This window comes from Oceanobacillus massiliensis str. N'diop, assembly GCF_000285495.1.
In the GTDB taxonomy this organism is placed as follows: domain Bacteria; phylum Bacillota; class Bacilli; order Bacillales; family Amphibacillaceae; genus Oceanobacillus; species Oceanobacillus massiliensis.
On sequence record NZ_HE610977.1, the window covers coordinates 304063 to 324650 of the forward strand.

Here is a 20588-nt window from a genome sequence, read left to right on the forward strand (position 1 = left end):
TCCCAGCCAAATCGGGAATGCTTCCGTCTGTTAGATATCGAGCAATTGGGTATTCTCGTTTCTGGCAGATTATTGTTTTTGTAGCCTGCTTCTCGTGTAAAAGCAACTGATGAATATCTCTGCACAGTACCTGGTTTAGCTACGGCGGAAATATGAGTGCCCGCGTCTTGACAGCTCTCGCTTCTTGCAAGAGAAAGTAAGGCTTCCTACTTCATTACACGCTCCAGACGTCTGCGAAGTAATTGCAGACCGTTGCCTCCTGATTGAAAGTGCTTTAGTTTACCATTTGCATCAAAAATAAAATAGGCCGGCACATATTTTGCCTGGAATCTTTTCGATAAGATGTCCTCTTGGTCAGCGAACAGAGGGTCTGTAATCTGGTATTTCAAAGCTTGATCCCTTACCGTTTGCAATTGCTTATCTTCCTCCTGGAGTGGCCTATGAATGCTTAATACATGCAGCTTGCCCTTATATTCGTCCCGTACTTGATTAATGAGCGGCAGAGCCCTTTTGCAGGAACTGCAGCTGACCGACCAAAAATAGATCAATGTAGGTTTCTCTCCGATAAGGTCACTATTTATCATCCTGCGGCTATTTATCCATTCTCCAGCTGCCTCAAGTTCCGGTATATCATCCGACAACTTCATTGTTACATTACCCCCTTAGGTTAGAACTCTATTATGAATCCAATTCAGTGTCATATTTATATATGAAATCAAGGAGTAAAATGACACATAGAAAAACAGAGCCTCCCATTTGATAGGGAAACTCTGCCTTTTTTTCATAATTGTTATTTAAATTTCAACTTAATTTCTGATTGACCATCTGACATACATCTTCAGCATTTTGCCCTTGGGCATTGATTACCGGACCACCTATGCTAGTTGATTGCATGCCCATGACATCTTTATCCTGCCCGGAGATCACGCAACAATCACAATGTCCCGCATCTTTTTCGGTTCGCAAATCAATAATCTCATGCCCCATTTCCATCAGGGCCGTTTTGACATCTGTCAGCGTATCTTCTACACCTATTCGCGCCATATGGATTTCCTCCTCTGTACATGTACATTTACAATCATAGTTTCTGCTGACTTGTAAACATTATACACGTTAGTTCGTGAGGGATTTAAACATACTGGTTACCGATCTGATACCAACTTCAAGCGCTTCTTCGTTCGGATTGATCATCGCATTGTGTAAACCATACGGAGAATCAACACCAAGCCAAAACATAAATCCCGGAATCTCTTTCAGCATGTCTCCAAAGTCTTCTCCCGTCATGGCTGCATTTGCTTCCATATAGGTGATTCCTTGTTCATGCATCGTCCGTTCAAATAATGCTACATATTTGTCCTGATTATATACCTGATAGTAGTTTGCCCCATAATCAACGCTGATCTTGCATTCGTGACTGATTTCGAAGCCTTTCATAAGCCTTTCAAGCTTTTCCTTTATCGTTCCTATTGTCTCTGGATTCATTGTCCGAATCGTACCCTCAAGCCGCGCGGTTGCGGCAATGGCGTTTTGAACAAAACCGCTTTCCATCTTGCCGACGGTGATTACCGCACTTTCCAAAGGATTCAATCCTCTGGAGATTATCTGCTGCATTTGTATAACAAAGTTACTGGCAGCTACTGTCATATCCCGTGATAAATGCGGATATGCTGCATGTCCGCCAAGACCGGTAAAATCGATAAACAATTCGCTTGTATTTGCAAAAAGCAGACCTTCTCTTGAAGACACGGTTCCAACCGGCAGTTCCGGAGCAATATGCAATGCAAAAATCACATCCGGTTTCCACTCCTGGAATTCATCCGACTGAAGCATTGGCAGCGCCCCGCCAGGCCCTTCCTCTGCAGGCTGATAGATAAAAACTGCATCATCCTGTAGTGGATTGTCAATAATATGCTGCATAACACCAAGGGCAATTGTCATATGAAAGTCGTGCCCACAGGCGTGCATTCTTCCAGCATGTTTGGATTTAAAATCAAAATTGGTTGACTCGGTTATCGGCAATCCATCCATATCGCTTCTAAAACCGATTGTCTGTTTCGGAGAAAGTCCATCCACTTTTACCAGAATTCCAGTTCTCCATCGTTTTATCGAAACGCGATCCGTTTTCATTGCTTCGATTTTTTCAAGTAAATACGCTTGTGTTTTAAATTCACGGAAACCCAATTCCGGAATTTGATGAAGTTCTCTTCTTATTTGACGTAAATCTATATCGGTATCCATGGTTACTTAATTATCCAGTTTACGAAGCTCGTGTTTAATTTCTGTTTTTGATTTAGTTTGTTCATCAATTTCCTTTAATACGCGAGCAGGTGTACCGCCAACAAGTGTATTCGGTGCGACATCCTGTGTCACAATGGCGCCAGCTGCAACAATAGATCCCTTTCCAACGGTTACACCTTCCAGAACAACAACATTCGCTCCGATAACTACATCATCCTCAATTATGACAGGCTTTGCGGATGGCGGTTCAATAACTCCTGCTAGGACAGTACCTGCTCCAATATGGCAATTTTTGCCCACTGTAGCACGTCCACCCAAAACAGCATTCATATCGATCATGGTACCTTCACCAATTACAGCCCCGATATTTATGGAAGCTCCCATCATGATAACGGCGCCATCGCCAATCTCTACTTGGTCACGAATAATTGCACCTGGCTCAATTCTGGCGTTGATTCCTTTAAGGTCTAACATTGGAATAGCAGAGTTTCGGCGATCGTTTTCCACAACATAATCTGTTATTGACGCTTCATTATTTTCTATGAAAGCTTGAATGCTTTTCCATTCCCCAAATAGAACACCGCTCTTATCCTCTATGAAGGCCTGAATAGAATCGTCGATATTCAGATTGCTCAAATCACCTTTTATGTATACTTTAACAGGTGTGCTTTTCTTGCTATTCGAAATAAAATTGATAATTTCATTTGCATCCATCATGTTCATGTTTTTTCCTCCTGATTTTCATAATCTCTATTTTACTTTAGCAGACAGTATATGTACTCGCAAATATTTTATAAATTCTCGGCCGACCAGAACTGCTGGTGCATTTCAAGAGGCATAAAAAAACAGCCGCTGCCATCCGAATTGGAAGCGGCTGCTGTCAATTGCTATTTTTTATACGAATTGATATAGACATTCTTCTTGATCTCTTTGAGGATAGCTCTTCTGGTCAGTATACCATCAAAATATCCTTCCTTATCAACAAGGCATACAAAGGTATGGTCAATGACACTGTTTAATCCATCAAGCAGTGTGCTCTCTCTTGTCAATGTTGGGATATTGCTATCCATCACGTCTTTTACCTTCATCTCGGAAAGCTTTTCAATTTCAAAACGTTCCAATCCTAAAATTCCATTTAAAATAACAGTTTTTCCGATAATACCCACAAATTTATAAGAAGAATCCAAAACCGGAACAGCTGAATACCCTGATTTCACAAGTACTAATAAAGCATGCTCCAATGGATTATTTATTTGTACATGTGCTACTTTTTCCGAGGGAATAAATAAATCGCAAATTGAAATTTCATCTAATTGTTTGTCTTGAATTACACTCATAATAAAGCCCCCTTCGTTAAAACATTCCTATTTGATTCTGTAATCGCATCATCATTTTCCGAAACAGTATATATGGATACCCTAATCCTACCATATTCGAAACACAGAAACATCTTCAAAGCCATTAGTTGCTATTTTTGCGCACATATTTTATAATATGTGCATATGTTCATATACTAAGAGGTGAAACAGATGCACGACCATTCCTTGGACGATCAACAAATCGACCATATATCGCAAATTTTCAAAGCTTTATCTGACCCAACAAGAATCAAAGTACTTCATTTATTATTTCAAAGGGAGTGTTCCGTCAATGAAATAGCGGAACAATTGAATATGAATCAGTCAGCGATCTCACACCAACTGAAATACTTAAAGCAGCTCCATCTGGTCAAAAAGCGCAAAGTCAAAACAATGTCATACTATTCTCCTGATGATTATCACGTTATGAATTTGCTGGAACAGACGATTGAACACACTAAACACACAAGCTAGGAGGAAAACATATGGGACACCAACACGAGCATCATGATCACGACCATAGTCACGCGGGGCATGGGCACCATCATCATACATCGAATACCCGTGTACTCTTTTGGAGCTTTATCTTTATCTTTACGTTTATGATCGTAGAAGCAATTGGGGGATTTTTGACAAATAGTCTCGCATTGCTGTCAGATGCAGGGCATATGCTGAGTGATGCGGCAGCATTGGGCCTGAGCCTGATTGCTTTTAAAATAGGCGAAAAGAAAGCAACAGGAAGCAAGACCTTCGGGTACCGGCGCTTTGAAATTATCGCTGCTTTCATTAATGGAATTACGTTAGTTGCAATCTCACTGTTTGTATTCTATGAAGCCATTCATCGATTTGCTGAGCCCCCGATAGTCAGTGGAAATATGATGATTATTGCCTTTGTCGGCTTCTGTGTCAATATCTTGGTTGCCTGGATGCTGATGCGTGGAGATACAGAGCAAAATCTGAATATCAAAAGCGCTCTGCTTCATGTAATGGGTGATTTACTTGGATCAATTGGTGCACTCATTGCAGGTCTTTTGATTATATTATTTGGATGGAATATCGCTGACCCGATTGCGAGTATTATAGTGGCCGTCCTAATTATTGTTTCAGGGCTTAGAATAACCAGAGATTCTTTGAACATTCTAATGGAAGGAAAGCCGGCAAACATCAACGTTGGTTCCCTGACAGACACCCTTAGTTCTATTGATGGCATTGAAGATGTCCATGATGTCCATGTCTGGTCGATTACATCAGAATTCCCATCCATGAGCTGCCATCTTGTCGTTCAGGAATCGATCGACAGAGATGATATACTGAGAAAGGCAAATGAAGTTGTTAAAAATCAATTTCATATTTCCCATTGTACGATACAAATTGAAGGGTATCACTCCAAATTCCATAGTGATTGTGAATCCTGTGATTAAACCGTTCAATTGACCAGCTATTTAAATCACTATGTTTTATTTGCTTTTAAAGCAGAAGCTAATACGTATTGGCCAGTAATCTGGCTGGTACGTATTTTTTAATTCAGGCTCTTGTTCATTTTCTAAACATAGACCGTAAGTATATTTATCCCAAATGCCCTTCTTTAATTCTAAGTAATAGAAATATGAATGTCAAACAGTTAACAGATAATTCTAAATCAATTATCTTGAATAGTAGCATTAATATAGGACTTTTGCTTTTCATATTAACTTCAAACCATGCTATACTTTTACCATCTGTTTTTTCGAGAAAGGTATGACTATAATGAATCGACGTTCCTTTATAAAGAAAACTTTTGGAAGTCTGCTAGCTTTTATCGGGCTAAGTGGCGGAACTTATTATTACTCGAGAGAAATCGAGCCTTCCTTATTAAAAATTACGGAAGAAACCATCACTTCCGTTAAACTCAACCCTGCATTTAACCAATTTAAAATCATCCAACTTTCGGATACACATATAGGTTTTCAATACTCGCTGACACAATTTAAAGAACTTACCGACAAAATCAATTCACTGGAACCGGACCTGATTGTCTTTACTGGGGATCTGGTTGATGAGCCAAATAACTTCAATTGGGATTCCAATATAGTTGATATACTTCAATCTATGAAAGCACCCTATGGAAAGTATTGGATATACGGCAACCATGACCATGGCGGCTATGGAACAGAGGTGGTAAGGGATGTCATGGAAGAATCAGGATTTCAATTACTGCAAAACAGCCATGCCACTATTGAAAAGAATAGCTCACATATGATTCTTGCTGGAATAGATGATGTCATGCTTGGCAAACCTGATCTGGAATCAACTTTACAAAATACCAACCCAGACCTGTTCACAATTCTTTTGGCACACGAGCCAGATTATGCTGATCATGCGGCAGGATTCCCCGTGGATGTGCAGTTATCCGGGCATAGTCATGGCGGACAGGTCCGACTGCCCTTTATCGGTCATCTCTATACTCCAGCGTTTGCTGAAAAATATGTACAAGGAAAATATGATCTGGAATCAGAGGGCCTCACCTTGTATGTAAATAGCGGCATTGGTACAACGCGCTTGCCATACCGCTTTCTCTGCAGACCGGAATTGCATATGTATACACTACATAGCAAGACCTAGCTGCCTGGCGAACCAAATAACAGATGCTGCAGTTAATTGTCATAAAGCTTTCAAGCTTAAGGATGCAAGCATCGACCAATTTAATGATATAATGACCGTGAAACCAATCATTTTGAAGCAGCATGAGAATACTAAATAATCTATTTGTCTTTGGAATATGGTGAATAGGGCTTAAACAAGGTCATTGCTGTGAATCGCAGTTTTCTATTAATAATGACTTGAAAATCACATTTACCAAGAGAATCATTGCAGAAAGGACTTTCAAATGAAACATTTATTAATATTAGCAGGACTTAGCATCTTTCTGAGTGCCTGTGGCGGCTATCCAATTGATACTACTATGTCTAAAAAAGTTTCAGATTTCGAATTTACAACACAGGATAATGAAAAGATGGGGCTCAGCGATTTAGAAGGTGAATGGTGGATTGCTGATTTCATTTTCACGAATTGTACAACAGTATGCCTTCCAATGACTGCAAATCTGGCGTCCTTGCAAACAATGCTTAAAGAAGAAGGTATCGATGCGCAGCTTGTTTCTTTTAGTGTGGATCCCGAGCACGATAGCCCTGAAGTTTTAAAAGACTATGGCGATAGCTATGGAGCTGACTTCAGCAACTGGAATTTCCTGACTGGCTATGACTTTAATACGATTAAAGAGTTCTCCATTAAGTCGTTTAAAAACCTTGTCACCGAAGCTCCAGATGGTTCTGATCAGGTGACACATGGAACTTCATTCTTCCTCGTAAGTCCTGAGGGCGAAGTGATAAAAAATTATGGTGGTGTACAATCATCCGCTCTTGACTCTATTGTCGAGGATCTAAAAAAAGTTCAATAGCAAGCATGAAGAAAATGCTCGAAATGGAGCATTTTTTTCATGTATTCCCTTCCCTTTATGAAGGATAAATACGTGGGGAAGATTCCTTTAGGACTGGCAGCGGTCCGACTTCAGAAATGCCTTCTTAGGGGGATTCATATTATCGAATCTCTTCCAGTTAAAAATTATCACGCTTCTTGTTGATTTCTATTTGCCTCAGGACAAGCTTTACGATACGATAGAATATATATTTATCCATTAGATTAGAAAGGAGAAAGTCCATGAAGCATGAAATTACCATACAGAATCTAGCACAGGCCGTATTTACCATCAACCGTCATGCTAAAACCGCTCCTGATCCCCAGCATCTGTATCAAATCAAGAAAGACACCATATGCAAATTGTTAAAAGAAAAAAAGGCGGAAAAAGTGGGACTTCATTTCTCTGACCATCCAAAGCTAAGCAATCAACATTCTACATTGCTAGTAAAGGTAGCTGACTATTACTTTCATATACCTCCATCCAAAGACGACTTCAAAAATCTCAAACATCTCGGTTCTCTTGACCAGAATTACCGGAACCCGCAAACGAAGATGTCTTTATCACAGGCCAAGAGAATTGTCTATCAGTATATTGACTGGAAGCCGGAAAAGAAACCTCACCCAAGACAGAAACGGTACACATCTTCCTACTATACTCCATCCTCTCTAGGGAAAATGGAATGGCCTCCAAGTAAATCACACCGAAACTACTAACTCCTATCATCCTTTATGGATGTGTTACATTCTCGAGATTTAGGGTAATACATCTATAAAGGAGGCGGTGAAAATGAAACTTCAGGATTTCGTATACGAGCTGCACCGATATGCCGAACAGACACATGTTTTAAAAGATAAATATGAAAAACTATCGGAAAACGAGAAAATACTTGTGATGGACGCTGCTCCGCCAAGTCTAAAAACCCCGCAGGAATATTTTCAGCCTGTCTATGAATGGCTGGAATCGGTTAATAAACGGATGGACAATTAATCAGAACGCACGGCATTTCAAATTTCACTGCCATGCGTTCTGATTCAGTTAGTCGCTTTAAATAGTTGTTTTCTAAAAGAATGCTGTTGTTCTTATTTGACGGATAATCTATAAACTGCACGTACCGGTAACGGCACTCTCCAAACCGGCTTCCTTCTTCAAGGAAGCCGGTTTTGCTTCGTATGATGAAATGCGAATAAAGAGCCAATCATCACGACAACTTATTCCGCAAATTCAAACAGCCGCTAATTTAACGCATTCATCCCTAAGAGGACTGCCCACGGATAAACTGCTGAATCAATATTCCGATTGCCAAAAACATACCTAGAAAAGAAATGCTCTGGACAGTGACCTTCATTATAGGTATCAATAAACGGTTAAGGTCCTCAATCAGAAAAGAGATAATAAATACACTTAACATGATTATAAGGCTGCTTATCAAATAGCTTAACAGTCTATAAAGCTTCAAATTCACGATTTTTAATATTAGCGGCTTAGCAAAAAAATATATTATCATACTTCCGGCTATGCAGCCTAAAACGTATACATAATGCTCTTCGACACCTATATTCCCAATTGTAATAAAATAAATAAAGTTACTGAATTCCATCACGACTGCACAACCCGCTTCCCTCATCATAATTCTCGAACAAGTACTGGAAATCATTTTTACTGATTAGCATTTTCTCCTTGCAGTTCTTATTCTATACGTTCTTGCATGAAGGTTTTTTTGCTATAATCATAATTAACGCAATAAAGGAAAAGGAGGACATGCATCGCTTTGAATAAACATTTTTTAATGATACTGGCCGGAGCAGCACTTTGGGGGACAATTGGGTGGTATGTGAAGAACCTCTATTTACTTGGATTCACTCCAATGGAAGTAGTTACATTGCGGGCATGGTTTTCAGCACTCATTCTTATTATCTATCTATCAATAGCTTCACCAAAGGAATTAAAGTTGAGAAAACTAATCGATATCAAATACTTTTTCGGAACAGGCGTCTGCAGCATTATCTTTTTTAATTTTTGCTTATTTACAGCTATCGAACAATCAACCATCCCGATGGCTACTGCCTTGTTATATACAGCTCCAGCATTCGTCACGATTATCTCATTTTTCCTATTCAAAGAAACAATCACCCGTGTAAAGATCGCTGCGCTCATCCTTACATTACTGGGGAGTTGCCTGGTTGTGGGCTTAACACCAGGCAGCATAGCAAATCTTCAGGCAGTAAGTATTATCTTAGGTCTGGGCTCTGGCATAGGTTATGCGCTGTACAGTATCATCAGTAAATTCGCTTTAGAAAAATACTCCAGTCTTAGCGTAACAGCTTTTACCTTTATTACCGCTGCAGTGTCCCTTTCACCATTTTTCCCTTATAAGGAAAAATCAGGTTTATTGCTTGATCCTGAAGTCTTATTTTATGCAATTGGACTTGGCCTTTTACCGACAGCACTGGCATATATTGTCTATACATACGGTTTACATTATGTACAAGCTTCAAAGGCCTCCATATTGGCAACAACTGAACCAGTTGTTGCCACCATTATTGGTATTTTTATATTTCAAGAACCTTTTTCAATTACCCAAATGCTGGGAATGGGTTGCATTTTAGGTGCAGTCCTGCTCATTCAGCTCTATAGGGACAAGATTCCCTTTCCATATGAAAAGCAGAAATGATCCATTCTCATTTCTGCTCTTATTTATTCTTTTATTTCTATTTTTTGTCGATCTGACAAAGCTAAAGCTTCCTGTTTTTTTCTAACCGGAGCTCAATTTGTGTTATACTTTCTTCATCATTTAAAAGCTCTTGCCTATTTTGTTTGACTAATTGTTCGAAATTTAACGGTTTCGGTCTCATCAGTTACACTCCTTATCATGTTCTAATTTAATTATACCCCATTTTTTGTATTATAAATCAAAATTATTTGAACATTTTATTAAGTTTTTGTCACATAATAGGAAATATTTATGAAAAGGTGGTTATTTTATGGACTATTTATTGAACACAAACGTAAAAAACATCGAAATATCTGGAATTCGCAGGTTTTCTAATATGGTCGCCAATGAAAAGGACGTTATCTCATTGACAATTGGCCAGCCTGACTTTTATACACCGGAAAATGTTAAGCAAGCAACGGTTAAAGCAGTGGCACAGAATAAAACGACGTACACCCACAATGCAGGGTTATTGGAATTAAGAAAGGCTATATCTTCATTCAATGAATCTCACTATGGCATCAGTTTTAATCCAGAATCAGAAATAATTGTTACTACAGGTGCTTCTGAAGCAATCGATATTACTTTCCGCACCATTCTTTCTCCCGGAGATGAGGTAATCCTGCCAGGTCCCATTTATCCAGGTTATGAACCATTAATCAAACTCGCGGGTGCGCATCCTGTCTATGTTGATACAACCCAGACAGGATTTAAACTGACAAAGCAGACGCTCAAAGAGCATATTACTGCAAAGACAAAGTGCGTTGTCCTCCCCTACCCTTCCAATCCAACAGGCGCTTCCTTCTCGAAAGAAGAGCTACAGGATCTGACAGATGTATTGAAGGATAAAGATATCTTCATCTTGGCTGATGAGATATACAGTGAGCTCGTCTTTGACAATAAACACACGTCCATTGCGAGTTTCGGTTCCGTTAATAAGAAAACGATTGTCGTGAATGGCTTGTCGAAGTCACATTCCATGACCGGTTTTCGCATCGGATATGTGCTTGCTCCTGAATGGCTCTGTCAACATATCTTGAAAGTACACCAATACAATGTATCTTGTGCATCCTCAATCAGTCAATATGCAGCTCTTGAAGCATTGACAGGAAAGTCAGACAGTACCATGGCAATGCTTCAAGAATATAGGAAAAGAAGAGATTATGTGTATGGAAGATTACAAAATATGGGACTTGAGGTTAATAGACCTGAAGGAGCTTTTTATTTCTTTCCTAAGTTTCCTATCCAGGAAATGACCTCATTTGAATTGGGGTTGGCACTCGTTCGAAAAGCAAAAGTGGCATTGGTTCCAGGTGATAGTTTTTCCGCACTGGGAGAAGGGTATATGAGACTGTCGTACGCATATGATCTAGAAACAATCTCTAAGGGGCTGAATCGTATAGAGACCTTCTTGCAAAAGGAAGAATTACGTTAATAGCTTTTATCAGCAATTATTTTTTGGATTTGATTTACTTTTCACTTCTTCGTAAAGGTTTAATAATAGGTCAAGCTCTTGACTGATGTGAATCGATTCTGTATTGGTGAATCCTTTGCTCATGGCCACATCAGTCATTTTTTTTCGTAAAAACTCTATTCGGCGAAGAATATTTTCAGTTGTCGTCATATTAATTTGGCCTCTCTGTTTTCTAAATTTGAAACTGTGAACCAGTTTGTGTTTATTGTGTTAAATTAATGGAAAATGTTCGATTACTGCATCACTCTATGCTACTATTAATTTGAAACTTGTAAAGGAAGGATGACTTCTGTGCCGGAAGCAAAAAAGAAAAATGAATGGCTTGAATGGGTAAAAGCAATCATCTTAGCCATTCTGATTGCTCTTTTTCTAAGAACCTTTATCTTCGCAACATCCATTGTAGAAGGTGAAAGTATGGACCCAACCCTTCAGGATGGAGAAAGAGTCATATTCAATAAACTTATATACTACATGGGTGAGCCTGATCGTGGAGATGTTGTTATTATTCAAAGACCTACTAAAAATTATGTTAAAAGAGTAATTGGTTTGCCGGGTGAAACAATTGAAATAAACGGAAGCCATTTAATCATAAACGGTGAGGAATATTCCCAGACTTTTTTAACTGAAGATGCAAGATACAATACAGGAAATTTCGGTCCTGTTACCATACCGAAAGAAAGCTATTTTGTAATGGGTGACAATCGTGCAATAAGTAAGGATAGCCGAAACGGACTCGGATTTATTGAAGAAAATGAAATCATCGGAAAGTCCGAAATTGTAATATATCCATTCAGCGAATGGGCAATGACGAAATAATTCTAAGGGGGAGGCTATTGCAGCTCCCCCTTCTCACTTATTTACATGCAAGAATTGAATGAATCTATTTTCCAATACACTGTCTGCTGCTATTAACAGCAGCACCTTCGCAAAAAAGCTTTTAAAAAATGGAAAACATCCTCTACATATTATTCATGGTCAAGAAGAAGATATCCCACATTAAGTACGAGTATTCCAAAACAGACTACCCCAAATAAAATTTCCATTCCAATGGCACCCCTTTCATTTCCTTTATCCCTAAATCATTCATTACAATATAATGTTCCACTTTCCCTATCATACCAATATCCACCCCCTAAATAAAGCAAAATATGTTAGAATTGTGAAGAAATGCTTTGGCGACTGGTAGGAGCGGACGCATAAGCAAATGACCGAAAAGCAACGGGCTTACGCTTGTAGAGTCAATTGCTTATGACGGAAGCTGCTGGGAGCCACAAGCTGGACAGAGAAATGCTTTGGCGACTGCCCGGGAGCTTTTATATGATTATGTTTTGGAGGTTTGCACCATGTTTCACTGCCCCTATTGCGGTACCGATGTAAAAGAAGATGAACAATATTGCATTCATTGCGGCAAAAAATTGCCAAAGGATATAAAGAATCGCATTTATAATAGAAAGAAGTTTAATAAGTTCTGGTATATGCCGCTGATTTCTGCTGTAATAATCGCAGTCTCGACAGGTCTCTTCCATTTAATCCTCGAGAATGAATCAATTGAGGCAAAAGAACTGTACAGTCAAGGTGAACAAAAACTGCAGGAACGTAACTATCAGCAAGCCAAGGAATTATTTTCAGAAGCGCTGGATCATAACCATAACTTTTCAATTGCCGAGAATACCATAGAGTTTGTGAATGCTGCTATCGAGGTACAAAAGGCTTTAGACCAAGCTAAGCAATTACAAGAAGATAAAAAGTTCCAAGAGGCAACCTCCCTAATTAATAATGCATCCTCCTTATTGAAAAATTATGAGGGTTCCGCTGCCGATCTTATTATTAGTGATATTGGTGAGGTTAAAAACAATATCAAAATTACCGAGTTGAAATATACACTAAATCAGAAACCCAAAATTGAAGATTTGAAAGTGATGCTCTGGGAAGCGGAAGCCATTAATAGTCAAGAAGCAGATACCATTACAGATAACATCCGCAATCAGATTGTTGACTATTCTTTTTCAAGGGCAAGTGAACAGCTCAATCAAAAGCAATTTAATGATGCTCAGATAATTGTCGAGGATGGCAAGAAATATGCGCCACAATCCGAAAAACTGCTCAGTCTGGAAACCACCATTACCAAAGAAAAATCAGCGTTTGAGACTGCCCAGCAGCAAAGAATTGAACAGGCTATAAATAGTGCTCAAGAGGAGCAGAATGTAAACGAGAATGATGCAATCAAATTAAAATCTGCCGACTTGGAAATAGATGATCAAGGGAATATTGTCGCCAAGGGTCAGGTGGAAAGTGTTGCTACTGTACCGATCAGCTCCGTGGTTGTGGAATACTCCATTCTAACAAATAAGGATACAGAGGTGCTTTCAAATGAAGTTGTTATTTTCCCGGAAACACTTTATCCGGATGAAAACGGAAGATTTGAATTTACTCATTTTGATTTAAAAAGAGATTTGAAGGAACTTGACATAGAAGTTAATAAAATAACCTGGTATACCGAATAGTAATCAGAACTGATTGCATCAAAGAGGTGATTTTCATTGCGAAAAAAGCACTATCCCCCTATTATCCTATCATGTATTATCTTAATGGCAGGGATCATTTCGATACTAAAAATATATGATAATTGGAATTCAAAGGAACTGACAATAAATAATCCAATAGTAAACGTTGTTGCCGATACGACCACCTCGCTGGACTTGAAATCAATTATCCACGAGGCGGAAAAAAGCGTCATACAGGTCGAAGGTCAGAATGAGACGAGTACGATAACAGGCTCCGGCTTTCTTTATAATGAGAAAGGTGACATTATCACCAATGCCCACGTCATCCAAGATGCTGATGCCATTTATGTGAGAACATCAAATGCTGAAATATACCCAGCAGCCGTGATTGGAATCGGAGAAAATGATGACATTGCCGTTATAAGGGTTCTGCAGCTTGCTGGGCGCAGCACCCTCCCTCTCGAAGAAGACACTCTTGCTGAAATCGGGGATGAGGTAATAGCACTGGGAAGCCCGCATGGTTTTCAAAATACTGTGACCTTGGGTATTATTTCAGGCACTGAAAGAAACTTTTCCGTTGATGGATTTGATTACTCCAATGCCTATCAGATATCGGCACAGATATCACACGGTAATAGCGGCGGGCCCTTAATCAAGCGGGAAACAGGTGAAATAATCGGGGTTAACTCCGTAGGAACGCAGGATGGTACCATCGGGTTTAGTATTCCGATTATTGAAGTGTTAGATCAAATCAAACAGTGGTCCAATGAGGCGCAAAACGAACAGCTTCATTTTTCAAATGTTACAGATCTCATTCGTTCTTCTGATTCCGAACAGAATCTGGAAGGGGCTGAATATGTGACGGATTACTTTCTTGAGAGCATTTCTATTCGAGACTATGTTGGTGCCTATACCCTGTTAGGAAGCTCCCTTCAATCCGAATTGACATATACAGAATTCAGGAACAGCTACATTGATGTCGTAAATCTTGATTTTGCTGAAATCAGCAGTTCCAGCACAGAAAACAATCGCATTAAAACAACGACGGAAGTAACCATTGAACGGAAAATCCCAAATAAAGAAGAAACAGAAAAAGAAACATATCTGTTTGAGTTTCAGATTGGATATGAAAATGATCAATTGAAAATTCTTAATTACTCTAGCTCTGAAAAATAAAATGGTCTGTGCTGCCTTTCGAACTCCATCGAAGGGCAGCTATTTTTAGTTGTGTAAGTTTTTATAGGGAAAATGTCTATACATAACTGTCATTGGTGCATACAGTATTAATGTACCATCGGGAGGTGAAAAAGCATGGGCTATGGCTATGGATTTGGCGGCTTCGACTGTGGAAATCAAGGCAACGTTGGTGGATATGGAAACAATTTCGCATTAATTGTTGTGCTTTTTATCCTATTGATTATTGTAGGAGCAGCATTTTACTGCTAACAAAAATGGCTTGTGCTAACATTCTAGCACAAGCCGTTTTTTATTTAGCCAATGATTATCTTCTCTTTTGGATAATGGTAATTTACTTTAGACTTTTTCCTTTTAAATATGAGAAGAAACGTCATTATACCAACCCTGCCTAAAAACATCAGCAGCATCAGCAGTATTTTGCTGAACGTTGTTAAATCTCCGGTTATTCCCAGTGATAATCCGACCGTTCCAAAAGCGGAGGCTACCTCGAACAGAAGCTGTCCTAATGAAAAAGGCTCAATAATGGTCATTACCAATAAGGAAAGGAAAACGATAATGAATGCAACCAACGTCACTGCCACAGCTTTTGCAAGGTCTTCTTCATGTATTTCCCTGTTGAAGATCCGAATGGTACTGCCGCCGCGTATATAGGTAAATACATATATGAGTGCCAAAGCAAAGGTTGTTGTTCGTATTCCACCGCCTGCACTGCTTGGAGAAGCTCCAATAAACATCAGCAGCGACATAAAAAGCTCATTCGATTCTGTAAGCTTGCTGACATCCATAGTAGCAAGTCCGCCACTTCTGGTTGTGACAGATTGAAACAAGGAGTAAAACAAGGATTCATGCCATGTTTTATCTGCAAAAAAGTAATTCATATCCAGCAGATAAATAACGATCGAGCCAACGACGACCAGAATAAAGAAGGTAGTCGTTGTTACTTTTGTAAACAAGCTGAAACGAAATGGATGACGTGCGTCCGTCTTCTGAAATAAATATTCCTTGACTTCAATTAACACCGGAAAGCCAATTGCTCCAAAAATAATGAGAAGAATATTAATAAACTGCACAAAATAATCATCTTTGAATGGAATCAGGGATTGTCCAGTAATATCAAATCCCCCATTCGATATTGCACTGATCGTTCCAAAGAAACCATGTAAATACGCCTCTCCTGCAGTCGGAAAATATTGCAGGAAGTACGTTCCTAAAATCAGAAATCCAATCAGCTCAATTACCAGCAGCACGTAGACAATTTCCTTAATTAACCGAACCATCCCTTGGAAACTGGTTTGGTTCTGGTCTGTCATTATGAGGCTTCTTTCTTTAAGCCCAATCCTTTTTCCAAGCAGAAGCCATATTAACGTACCTATCGCCATTATTCCGACAGCACCAAGCTGCATAATCAGACCAAGCAGAATAATTCCTGTCGTACTTAACGAATCTGCAATCGAAATGGTGCTCAATCCCGTTACGCTGATTGCACTGACAGCAGTGAATAGTACATCAATAAATGCTATCTCTACCCCATCCTGATGAGCAACAGGCAATGCCAATATAATGGTGGAAAGTATCACTGCAATAAGATAGAAAAACAATAGCATCTGCACGGGTGTTAACTTATTTATCCATTGATATCTTGAATCATACATTCTCATATAATTGCTCCCAGCTGCTAATTTGATTCATTTTCATTATGATTATGCTAACTCCTTAAACTTCTCCAGTAAGGCCTTGCCCTGATAACCCTGGTTTACTAAATCCGTTAGTAATTCTTCAACGATGTTCTTTCTTCTATCAATGATAGATCCTATAAAAAGCACATTCAGGTTGTCGCCAATTTCATTTATACCGTGGATCCTAGTTATAAACGTTGCTGGCTCATTGCTTTCTTTCGTAATCGTAGCAAGCAACATAATTTCTTCCTTATTTTCATATAGCTCTGTGAAATAGTCAATAAGCGATTTCTCGATATAGGCTTCAATCAGCCACTGATTGTTCTCATCTTCCCTATTAATAATAAGTCCATCAAGCAATTCAATAGAAATCTGTTTAATATCCTTGTGATGACCGAGAACCTCGAGTTTTTTCAACTTGAATGTTTTCATCCGCACACCCTCTCATCTATTCGTCTCACGTGCAAAAGCTAAAGCGATAACTAATATTTATCATATTGTATCATTTTTTAATGTTTAAGGCATATTTCGCTCGGGTATCTATTACCAAAGAATAAAAAAATAGATACTGAGGTGATACTATGGATAAAATTGGTTCATATAAAATCAAACTGAATGATAACATGCATATGAAAGAAGTACTTAAACTCCATCAAATAGCTTCGAACTGCAGTTCCAATATTTATTTGTACCGCGAACAAATGATTGCAGATACTAAGAATCTTCCAAAATTGTTATCTTTCTTCCTTACCACGTCAGCCGATCAGACCTTTTCAATGATAATTGATGGTGAAAATGCAGAGAAGGATCACAAGGAAATTACTTCTTTTCTTGAGCGGGATACCATTAATGTTCTGTATGAAGCGGACTACCATATTAACGAAGATGAATCAATCGTCATTTAATTTATGTACTAGCAATTTTGAAGGCATCATGTTTGATGTCTTTTTATTTTGGAATAAACTTATAACGCCGTGCGAATTATTGTATAATTGATTATATTCATAATTAACCAATCGAAAACGAGGCGATAAGTATGATTAAGAATAGACTCCTACTTATACTTCTTTTGTTTATCGCAGCAGGCTGTTCCGATTCGACACAGCCAATAATTGAAAAAGTGGATACTGTTCCCTATGACTCAAACAGAGAACCTGCATTGATTGAACAGCAGGAAGAGGAAGAAATCGAGCAATACATAGAGTTTTCTCTATTCGATGAACAGGTCCTCATTAACTTGGAAATGGTTCCAATACTCAATGAATATTTGAAAGGAGTCCAGGATGAAGAGGCTGCAATTAATGAAATGAAATTAGAAAAATTGCCTTTAAGTGAACATCAGATCTATTTGATGGAGTTTTCATGTATAAATGACCTTTGTTCCTACTTACTCTTTAACCAAAATGGAGAAAATCCTGCATACCTTGTTGCAGATTTAGCTAAGACCGCCAACACATTGATCTCTCCAGACCAAACCAAGATTGCCCTGCACTTCAGTCGAATAAATGGTAAATCTGAGCATTTGGACAATCTAGTAGTTGTCGATCTGCAAGAATGGAAACTTTCTGCTTGGAATAATGAACCAGATGGTGCTAACATATTAAATTATACGTGGCCCTTTGTTGCAGTGGAATGGTTGGATGATACAACCTTAACGGTTAGAAGACCAGACATTCTGGAACCTACCAGCGCATCCATTTCAGAATGGCAGGAATTGGGCGGAACCAAATTGATCAGTACACATTTACATATTGCAGATTAAACAGGAGGTCTTTCAGTCATGAATCAAGTTATCGAAACAATTTTAAATCACCGTTCCATCAGAAAATTTAAAGAAGAAAAACTGTCATCAGACCAAGTACAGACGATTGTGGAAGCAGCCCAGCAGGCTTCAAGCTCCAGCAATGTCATGGCGTATTCCATCATAGGGGTCACCGATCAAAGCTTAAAGAATGAACTATACGGCATATCTGGGCATTCCCATGTCAAGAACAATGGACATCTCTTCGTTTTTTGCGGTGATTTGCACCGCATCCATCAGCTTGCCCAAGATCATCCAAACAAGGATATTGAGGAAAATATGGAGAGTACAGAGCAATTTATTGTAGCGACTGTTGATGCGGCGCTTGCTGCCCAGAATGCTGCCATTGCATCAGAAAGTATGGGGCTTGGGATTTGCTATATCGGAAGCCTGCGAAATGACATCAATCGATTGAATGAACTTCTTAAGCTTCCGGAGCATGTTATTCCGTTATTTGGACTCGCAGTAGGATATCCGGACCAAAATCCCGAAATCAAGCCAAGACTCCCTCTCAAGGCAATTTATCATGAAAATCAATACTTGCCGTTTAGCGAGCAGCAAGCGCATATCACCACCTATGATAATGAAATGCAAAACTATTATGGAAGCCGTTCTTCCAATACAAAAGTTGACACTTGGACAGATCAGATGCTGCGCAAATACAGTAAACCGACCCGGATGGATGTCACACCTTTCATTAAGAGCAAAAATCTGAATAAACGATAACAAAAACCGGCGCATGTCTATTGTGCCGGTTTTTGTTATTGAAAATTCAATTCTTCAACGTGTTCTATTTGGATTCTTTTGCCATTTGCCGTAAAATTCGCTTGGATATAAAGCGTATCTTTATTATGCTCTGGAAATGGAAGCAGGGCATTCAGCTGCGGGTAAATGTCTCCGCTATCCAGTTCCATCGATACATGGCTTCCAGTAAAGTCATGATTAAATTCATTATAGGAAACAGATACTAATGGTGTTTGATGCTCAATGATTATTCGATCAGCACCAATATATTGCAGTGAATGCTGGATTTGGATACCACCTTCAATCTCTTCTATCCTTAAATGCAAAAGGAAATCTTCTGCTTCTGTAACAGTTGAAGTAGCGGTCACAAGTGAACCATTTACATTTCCATCGATATACCATCCGACACTGAGAAAAAAAATAACTAAAAAAAAGACAGAAATAATAATTCTTTTTTTGATAGTATCCCCTCCCCCAAATTAAATCCCTACATTATAAGACGGATGAAACTGTATAAATGTTTCAAAAAGTCACTTTAAATTTTAAATTTAACAATATATGGAAGCCTTCTGAAAGTATATTTAAGCTCTATTTCTGCAATTATAAACAGTGAAAGTAAATGAGGAGGGATTAGATGACAGTAATAACTCAGGTCAAACAAACCATTGCCGGCTTGAAAAGTGCTCAGGCAAACTTCGAACAGTTTGCCCTCCAAACAGATAACAAACAAGCTAAGCAACTGTATCAGAATGCAGCACAGCAAACCTTGCAAATTTTAAACAGCGTAGAGCCAAGAGTGACACAAATAGAACAAGAAGAGCCACAATACAAAAGTTGATTTGCAGGAATCAAGAGGCAATATAATGCCTCTTACATACCTCAAACGAAAGAGATGGGTGTGAGCTATGCGATTTATCATTATGATTTTTTATTTATTATGCAGTGCCCTGCTGTTTACAGCATGTGCAAATAACGAGAACGATACTGGGCAGACCAATAATACGGACTCGGCTGAAATCGAGAACATTTCCAATCAAAGTCTGGTCAGTCAGCAGCCGGCAAATCATGCAAAAGAATTATTGAGCAAACATGAGGAAATAACAGCAATCAATGCCGTAAACACAAAAGATAACATCCTTATCGCAGTTGAAGTAGAGCACCATGAACGATTTACCTTAGCACAGCTAAGAAAGAAATTTCAAAAAGAGATGGAAGATGAATTTAAGGATATGAAAGTAGAGTTCTCAACAGACCGAAAAATCGTTCTTGAACTGGAAAAGCTCGAAAAGGATATAAGCAACGATAAACTGTCGAACAAAGAACTCGAGAAGAAGGTTAAAAAAATTGTTAAGCTCGCCAAGGAACAGACATAAAATCCATTTGTAAAAAGGAGGAGCCGTTATAACTTCCTCTATTAAGAAAAGAGTGA

General features: G+C 38.8%; 27 protein-coding genes and 1 pseudogene. 17 read left to right on the forward strand and 11 right to left on the reverse strand.

Going from position 1 to position 20588, the window contains the following annotated elements; genetic code table 11:
- Window positions 1–206: 206 nt before the first annotated feature.
- From OMHG_RS07090 to cbpB, 5 genes are all read right to left on the reverse strand, one after another.
- Window positions 207–647 carry a TlpA disulfide reductase family protein gene (locus tag OMHG_RS07090; protein ID WP_010649589.1) on the reverse strand — a complete coding sequence of 147 codons (441 nt, stop codon included), beginning with the start codon at window positions 645–647 and terminating at the stop codon, window positions 207–209.
- Between the two features lie 154 nt (window positions 648–801).
- The gene (locus OMHG_RS07095; protein ID WP_010649590.1) at window positions 802–1044 is read right to left on the reverse strand and encodes a YkuS family protein; all 243 of its coding nucleotides are present in this window, start codon (window positions 1042–1044) and stop codon (window positions 802–804) included.
- Window positions 1045–1113: 69 nt separating this feature from the next.
- A complete protein-coding gene (locus OMHG_RS07100; protein WP_010649592.1) occupies window positions 1114–2238 on the reverse strand; it encodes an N-acetyldiaminopimelate deacetylase in 1125 nt (374 codons plus the stop codon).
- Window positions 2239–2244: 6 nt separating this feature from the next.
- A complete protein-coding gene (gene dapD, locus OMHG_RS07105) occupies window positions 2245–2961 on the reverse strand; it encodes a 2,3,4,5-tetrahydropyridine-2,6-dicarboxylate N-acetyltransferase (protein ID WP_010649594.1) in 717 nt (238 codons plus the stop codon).
- A 164-nt stretch (window positions 2962–3125) separates the two neighbouring features.
- Entirely contained in the window at window positions 3126–3575 is a 450-nt protein-coding gene (gene cbpB, locus OMHG_RS07110) for a cyclic-di-AMP-binding protein CbpB (RefSeq protein ID WP_010649596.1), read from the reverse strand.
- A 192-nt stretch (window positions 3576–3767) separates the two neighbouring features.
- Between cbpB and OMHG_RS07115 the strand changes: the two genes are divergently transcribed.
- The 6 genes from OMHG_RS07115 to OMHG_RS07140 all read left to right on the forward strand — a co-directional run bounded on the left by OMHG_RS07115 (window position 3768) and on the right by OMHG_RS07140 (window position 8040).
- A complete protein-coding gene (locus OMHG_RS07115; protein ID WP_010649597.1) occupies window positions 3768–4070 on the forward strand; it encodes an ArsR/SmtB family transcription factor in 303 nt (100 codons plus the stop codon).
- A gap of 11 nt (window positions 4071–4081) precedes the next feature.
- Window positions 4082–5017 carry a cation diffusion facilitator family transporter gene (locus OMHG_RS07120; protein WP_010649598.1) on the forward strand — a complete coding sequence of 312 codons (936 nt, stop codon included), beginning with the start codon at window positions 4082–4084 and terminating at the stop codon, window positions 5015–5017.
- Window positions 5018–5342: 325 nt separating this feature from the next.
- Window positions 5343–6197, forward strand: coding sequence for a metallophosphoesterase (locus OMHG_RS07125; RefSeq protein ID WP_010649599.1), 855 nt, complete (start codon window positions 5343–5345; stop codon window positions 6195–6197).
- A 265-nt stretch (window positions 6198–6462) separates the two neighbouring features.
- Window positions 6463–7032, forward strand: a complete 570-nt coding sequence (locus OMHG_RS07130; RefSeq protein ID WP_010649600.1) for an SCO family protein — start codon at window positions 6463–6465, stop codon at window positions 7030–7032.
- A 260-nt stretch (window positions 7033–7292) separates the two neighbouring features.
- The gene (locus tag OMHG_RS07135; protein ID WP_010649601.1) at window positions 7293–7766 is read left to right on the forward strand and encodes a YkyB family protein; all 474 of its coding nucleotides are present in this window, start codon (window positions 7293–7295) and stop codon (window positions 7764–7766) included.
- Window positions 7767–7839: 73 nt separating this feature from the next.
- Window positions 7840–8040: a hypothetical protein gene (locus OMHG_RS07140; RefSeq protein ID WP_010649602.1), complete on the forward strand. Its 201-nt coding sequence runs from the start codon at window positions 7840–7842 to the stop codon at window positions 8038–8040.
- Window positions 8041–8305: 265 nt separating this feature from the next.
- Here OMHG_RS07140 and OMHG_RS19000 read toward each other — a convergent pair whose 3' ends face one another.
- A complete protein-coding gene (locus tag OMHG_RS19000; RefSeq protein WP_237566161.1) occupies window positions 8306–8680 on the reverse strand; it encodes a hypothetical protein in 375 nt (124 codons plus the stop codon).
- A gap of 141 nt (window positions 8681–8821) precedes the next feature.
- Between OMHG_RS19000 and OMHG_RS07150 the strand changes: the two genes are divergently transcribed.
- Window positions 8822–9724, forward strand: coding sequence for a DMT family transporter (locus tag OMHG_RS07150; RefSeq protein ID WP_010649604.1), 903 nt, complete (start codon window positions 8822–8824; stop codon window positions 9722–9724).
- 61 nt (window positions 9725–9785) lie between these two features.
- Here the strand turns inward: OMHG_RS07150 and OMHG_RS19430 are convergent, their stop codons facing one another.
- Window positions 9786–9905: an FbpB family small basic protein gene (locus tag OMHG_RS19430; protein ID WP_010649605.1), complete on the reverse strand. Its 120-nt coding sequence runs from the start codon at window positions 9903–9905 to the stop codon at window positions 9786–9788.
- Between the two features lie 129 nt (window positions 9906–10034).
- Between OMHG_RS19430 and OMHG_RS07155 the strand changes: the two genes are divergently transcribed.
- Complete coding sequence (locus OMHG_RS07155; protein ID WP_010649606.1) at window positions 10035–11198, forward strand: aminotransferase A; 1164 nt, start codon at window positions 10035–10037, stop codon at window positions 11196–11198.
- A 9-nt stretch (window positions 11199–11207) separates the two neighbouring features.
- On the opposite strand, the gene OMHG_RS07160 is transcribed toward OMHG_RS07155, so the two are convergent.
- Complete coding sequence (locus OMHG_RS07160) at window positions 11208–11387, reverse strand: aspartyl-phosphate phosphatase Spo0E family protein (protein ID WP_010649608.1); 180 nt, start codon at window positions 11385–11387, stop codon at window positions 11208–11210.
- A 132-nt stretch (window positions 11388–11519) separates the two neighbouring features.
- Here OMHG_RS07160 and lepB point away from each other — a divergent pair, with 132 nt between their 5' ends.
- The 4 genes and pseudogenes from lepB to OMHG_RS19005 all read left to right on the forward strand — a co-directional run.
- Window positions 11520–12053, forward strand: coding sequence for a signal peptidase I (gene lepB, locus OMHG_RS07165; RefSeq protein WP_044476817.1), 534 nt, complete (start codon window positions 11520–11522; stop codon window positions 12051–12053).
- A 527-nt stretch (window positions 12054–12580) separates the two neighbouring features.
- Window positions 12581–13741: a zinc-ribbon domain-containing protein gene (locus OMHG_RS07170; protein ID WP_010649612.1), complete on the forward strand. Its 1161-nt coding sequence runs from the start codon at window positions 12581–12583 to the stop codon at window positions 13739–13741.
- Between the two features lie 84 nt (window positions 13742–13825).
- Window positions 13826–14917 carry a S1C family serine protease gene (locus tag OMHG_RS07175; RefSeq protein ID WP_044476857.1) on the forward strand — a complete coding sequence of 364 codons (1092 nt, stop codon included), beginning with the start codon at window positions 13826–13828 and terminating at the stop codon, window positions 14915–14917.
- Between the two features lie 189 nt (window positions 14918–15106).
- Window positions 15107–15187, forward strand: a pseudogene (locus OMHG_RS19005) (YjcZ family sporulation protein); the annotation flags it as partial.
- 44 nt (window positions 15188–15231) lie between these two features.
- Here the strand turns inward: OMHG_RS19005 and OMHG_RS07180 are convergent.
- Together OMHG_RS07180 and OMHG_RS07185 are read right to left on the reverse strand one after the other, a co-directional pair.
- Window positions 15232–16590 (reverse strand): TrkH family potassium uptake protein, encoded by a 1359-nt coding sequence (locus tag OMHG_RS07180; RefSeq protein WP_010649618.1) that lies wholly within the window; start codon window positions 16588–16590, stop codon window positions 15232–15234.
- Between the two features lie 48 nt (window positions 16591–16638).
- On the reverse strand, window positions 16639–17046 hold the full coding sequence (locus OMHG_RS07185; RefSeq protein WP_010649620.1) for a YwpF-like family protein: 408 nt from the start codon (window positions 17044–17046) through the stop codon (window positions 16639–16641).
- Window positions 17047–17195: 149 nt separating this feature from the next.
- Between OMHG_RS07185 and OMHG_RS07190 the strand changes: the two genes are divergently transcribed.
- From OMHG_RS07190 to nfsA, 3 genes are all read left to right on the forward strand, one after another.
- A complete protein-coding gene (locus OMHG_RS07190) occupies window positions 17196–17519 on the forward strand; it encodes an HPr family phosphocarrier protein (RefSeq protein WP_010649623.1) in 324 nt (107 codons plus the stop codon).
- 131 nt (window positions 17520–17650) lie between these two features.
- Complete coding sequence (locus OMHG_RS07195; protein WP_010649625.1) at window positions 17651–18376, forward strand: hypothetical protein; 726 nt, start codon at window positions 17651–17653, stop codon at window positions 18374–18376.
- An 18-nt stretch (window positions 18377–18394) separates the two neighbouring features.
- Complete coding sequence (nfsA, locus tag OMHG_RS07200) at window positions 18395–19141, forward strand: oxygen-insensitive NADPH nitroreductase (RefSeq protein WP_010649627.1); 747 nt, start codon at window positions 18395–18397, stop codon at window positions 19139–19141.
- A 35-nt stretch (window positions 19142–19176) separates the two neighbouring features.
- On the opposite strand, the gene OMHG_RS07205 is transcribed toward nfsA, so the two are convergent.
- Complete coding sequence (locus OMHG_RS07205; protein ID WP_010649629.1) at window positions 19177–19527, reverse strand: hypothetical protein; 351 nt, start codon at window positions 19525–19527, stop codon at window positions 19177–19179.
- A 266-nt stretch (window positions 19528–19793) separates the two neighbouring features.
- On the opposite strand from OMHG_RS07205, the gene OMHG_RS07210 reads away from it, so the two are divergent.
- Together OMHG_RS07210 and OMHG_RS07215 are read left to right on the forward strand one after the other, a co-directional pair.
- Window positions 19794–19997: a DUF1657 domain-containing protein gene (locus tag OMHG_RS07210; RefSeq protein WP_010649631.1), complete on the forward strand. Its 204-nt coding sequence runs from the start codon at window positions 19794–19796 to the stop codon at window positions 19995–19997.
- Between the two features lie 82 nt (window positions 19998–20079).
- Window positions 20080–20532 carry a hypothetical protein gene (locus OMHG_RS07215; protein WP_147629027.1) on the forward strand — a complete coding sequence of 151 codons (453 nt, stop codon included), beginning with the start codon at window positions 20080–20082 and terminating at the stop codon, window positions 20530–20532.
- Window positions 20533–20588: the final 56 nt, after the last annotated feature.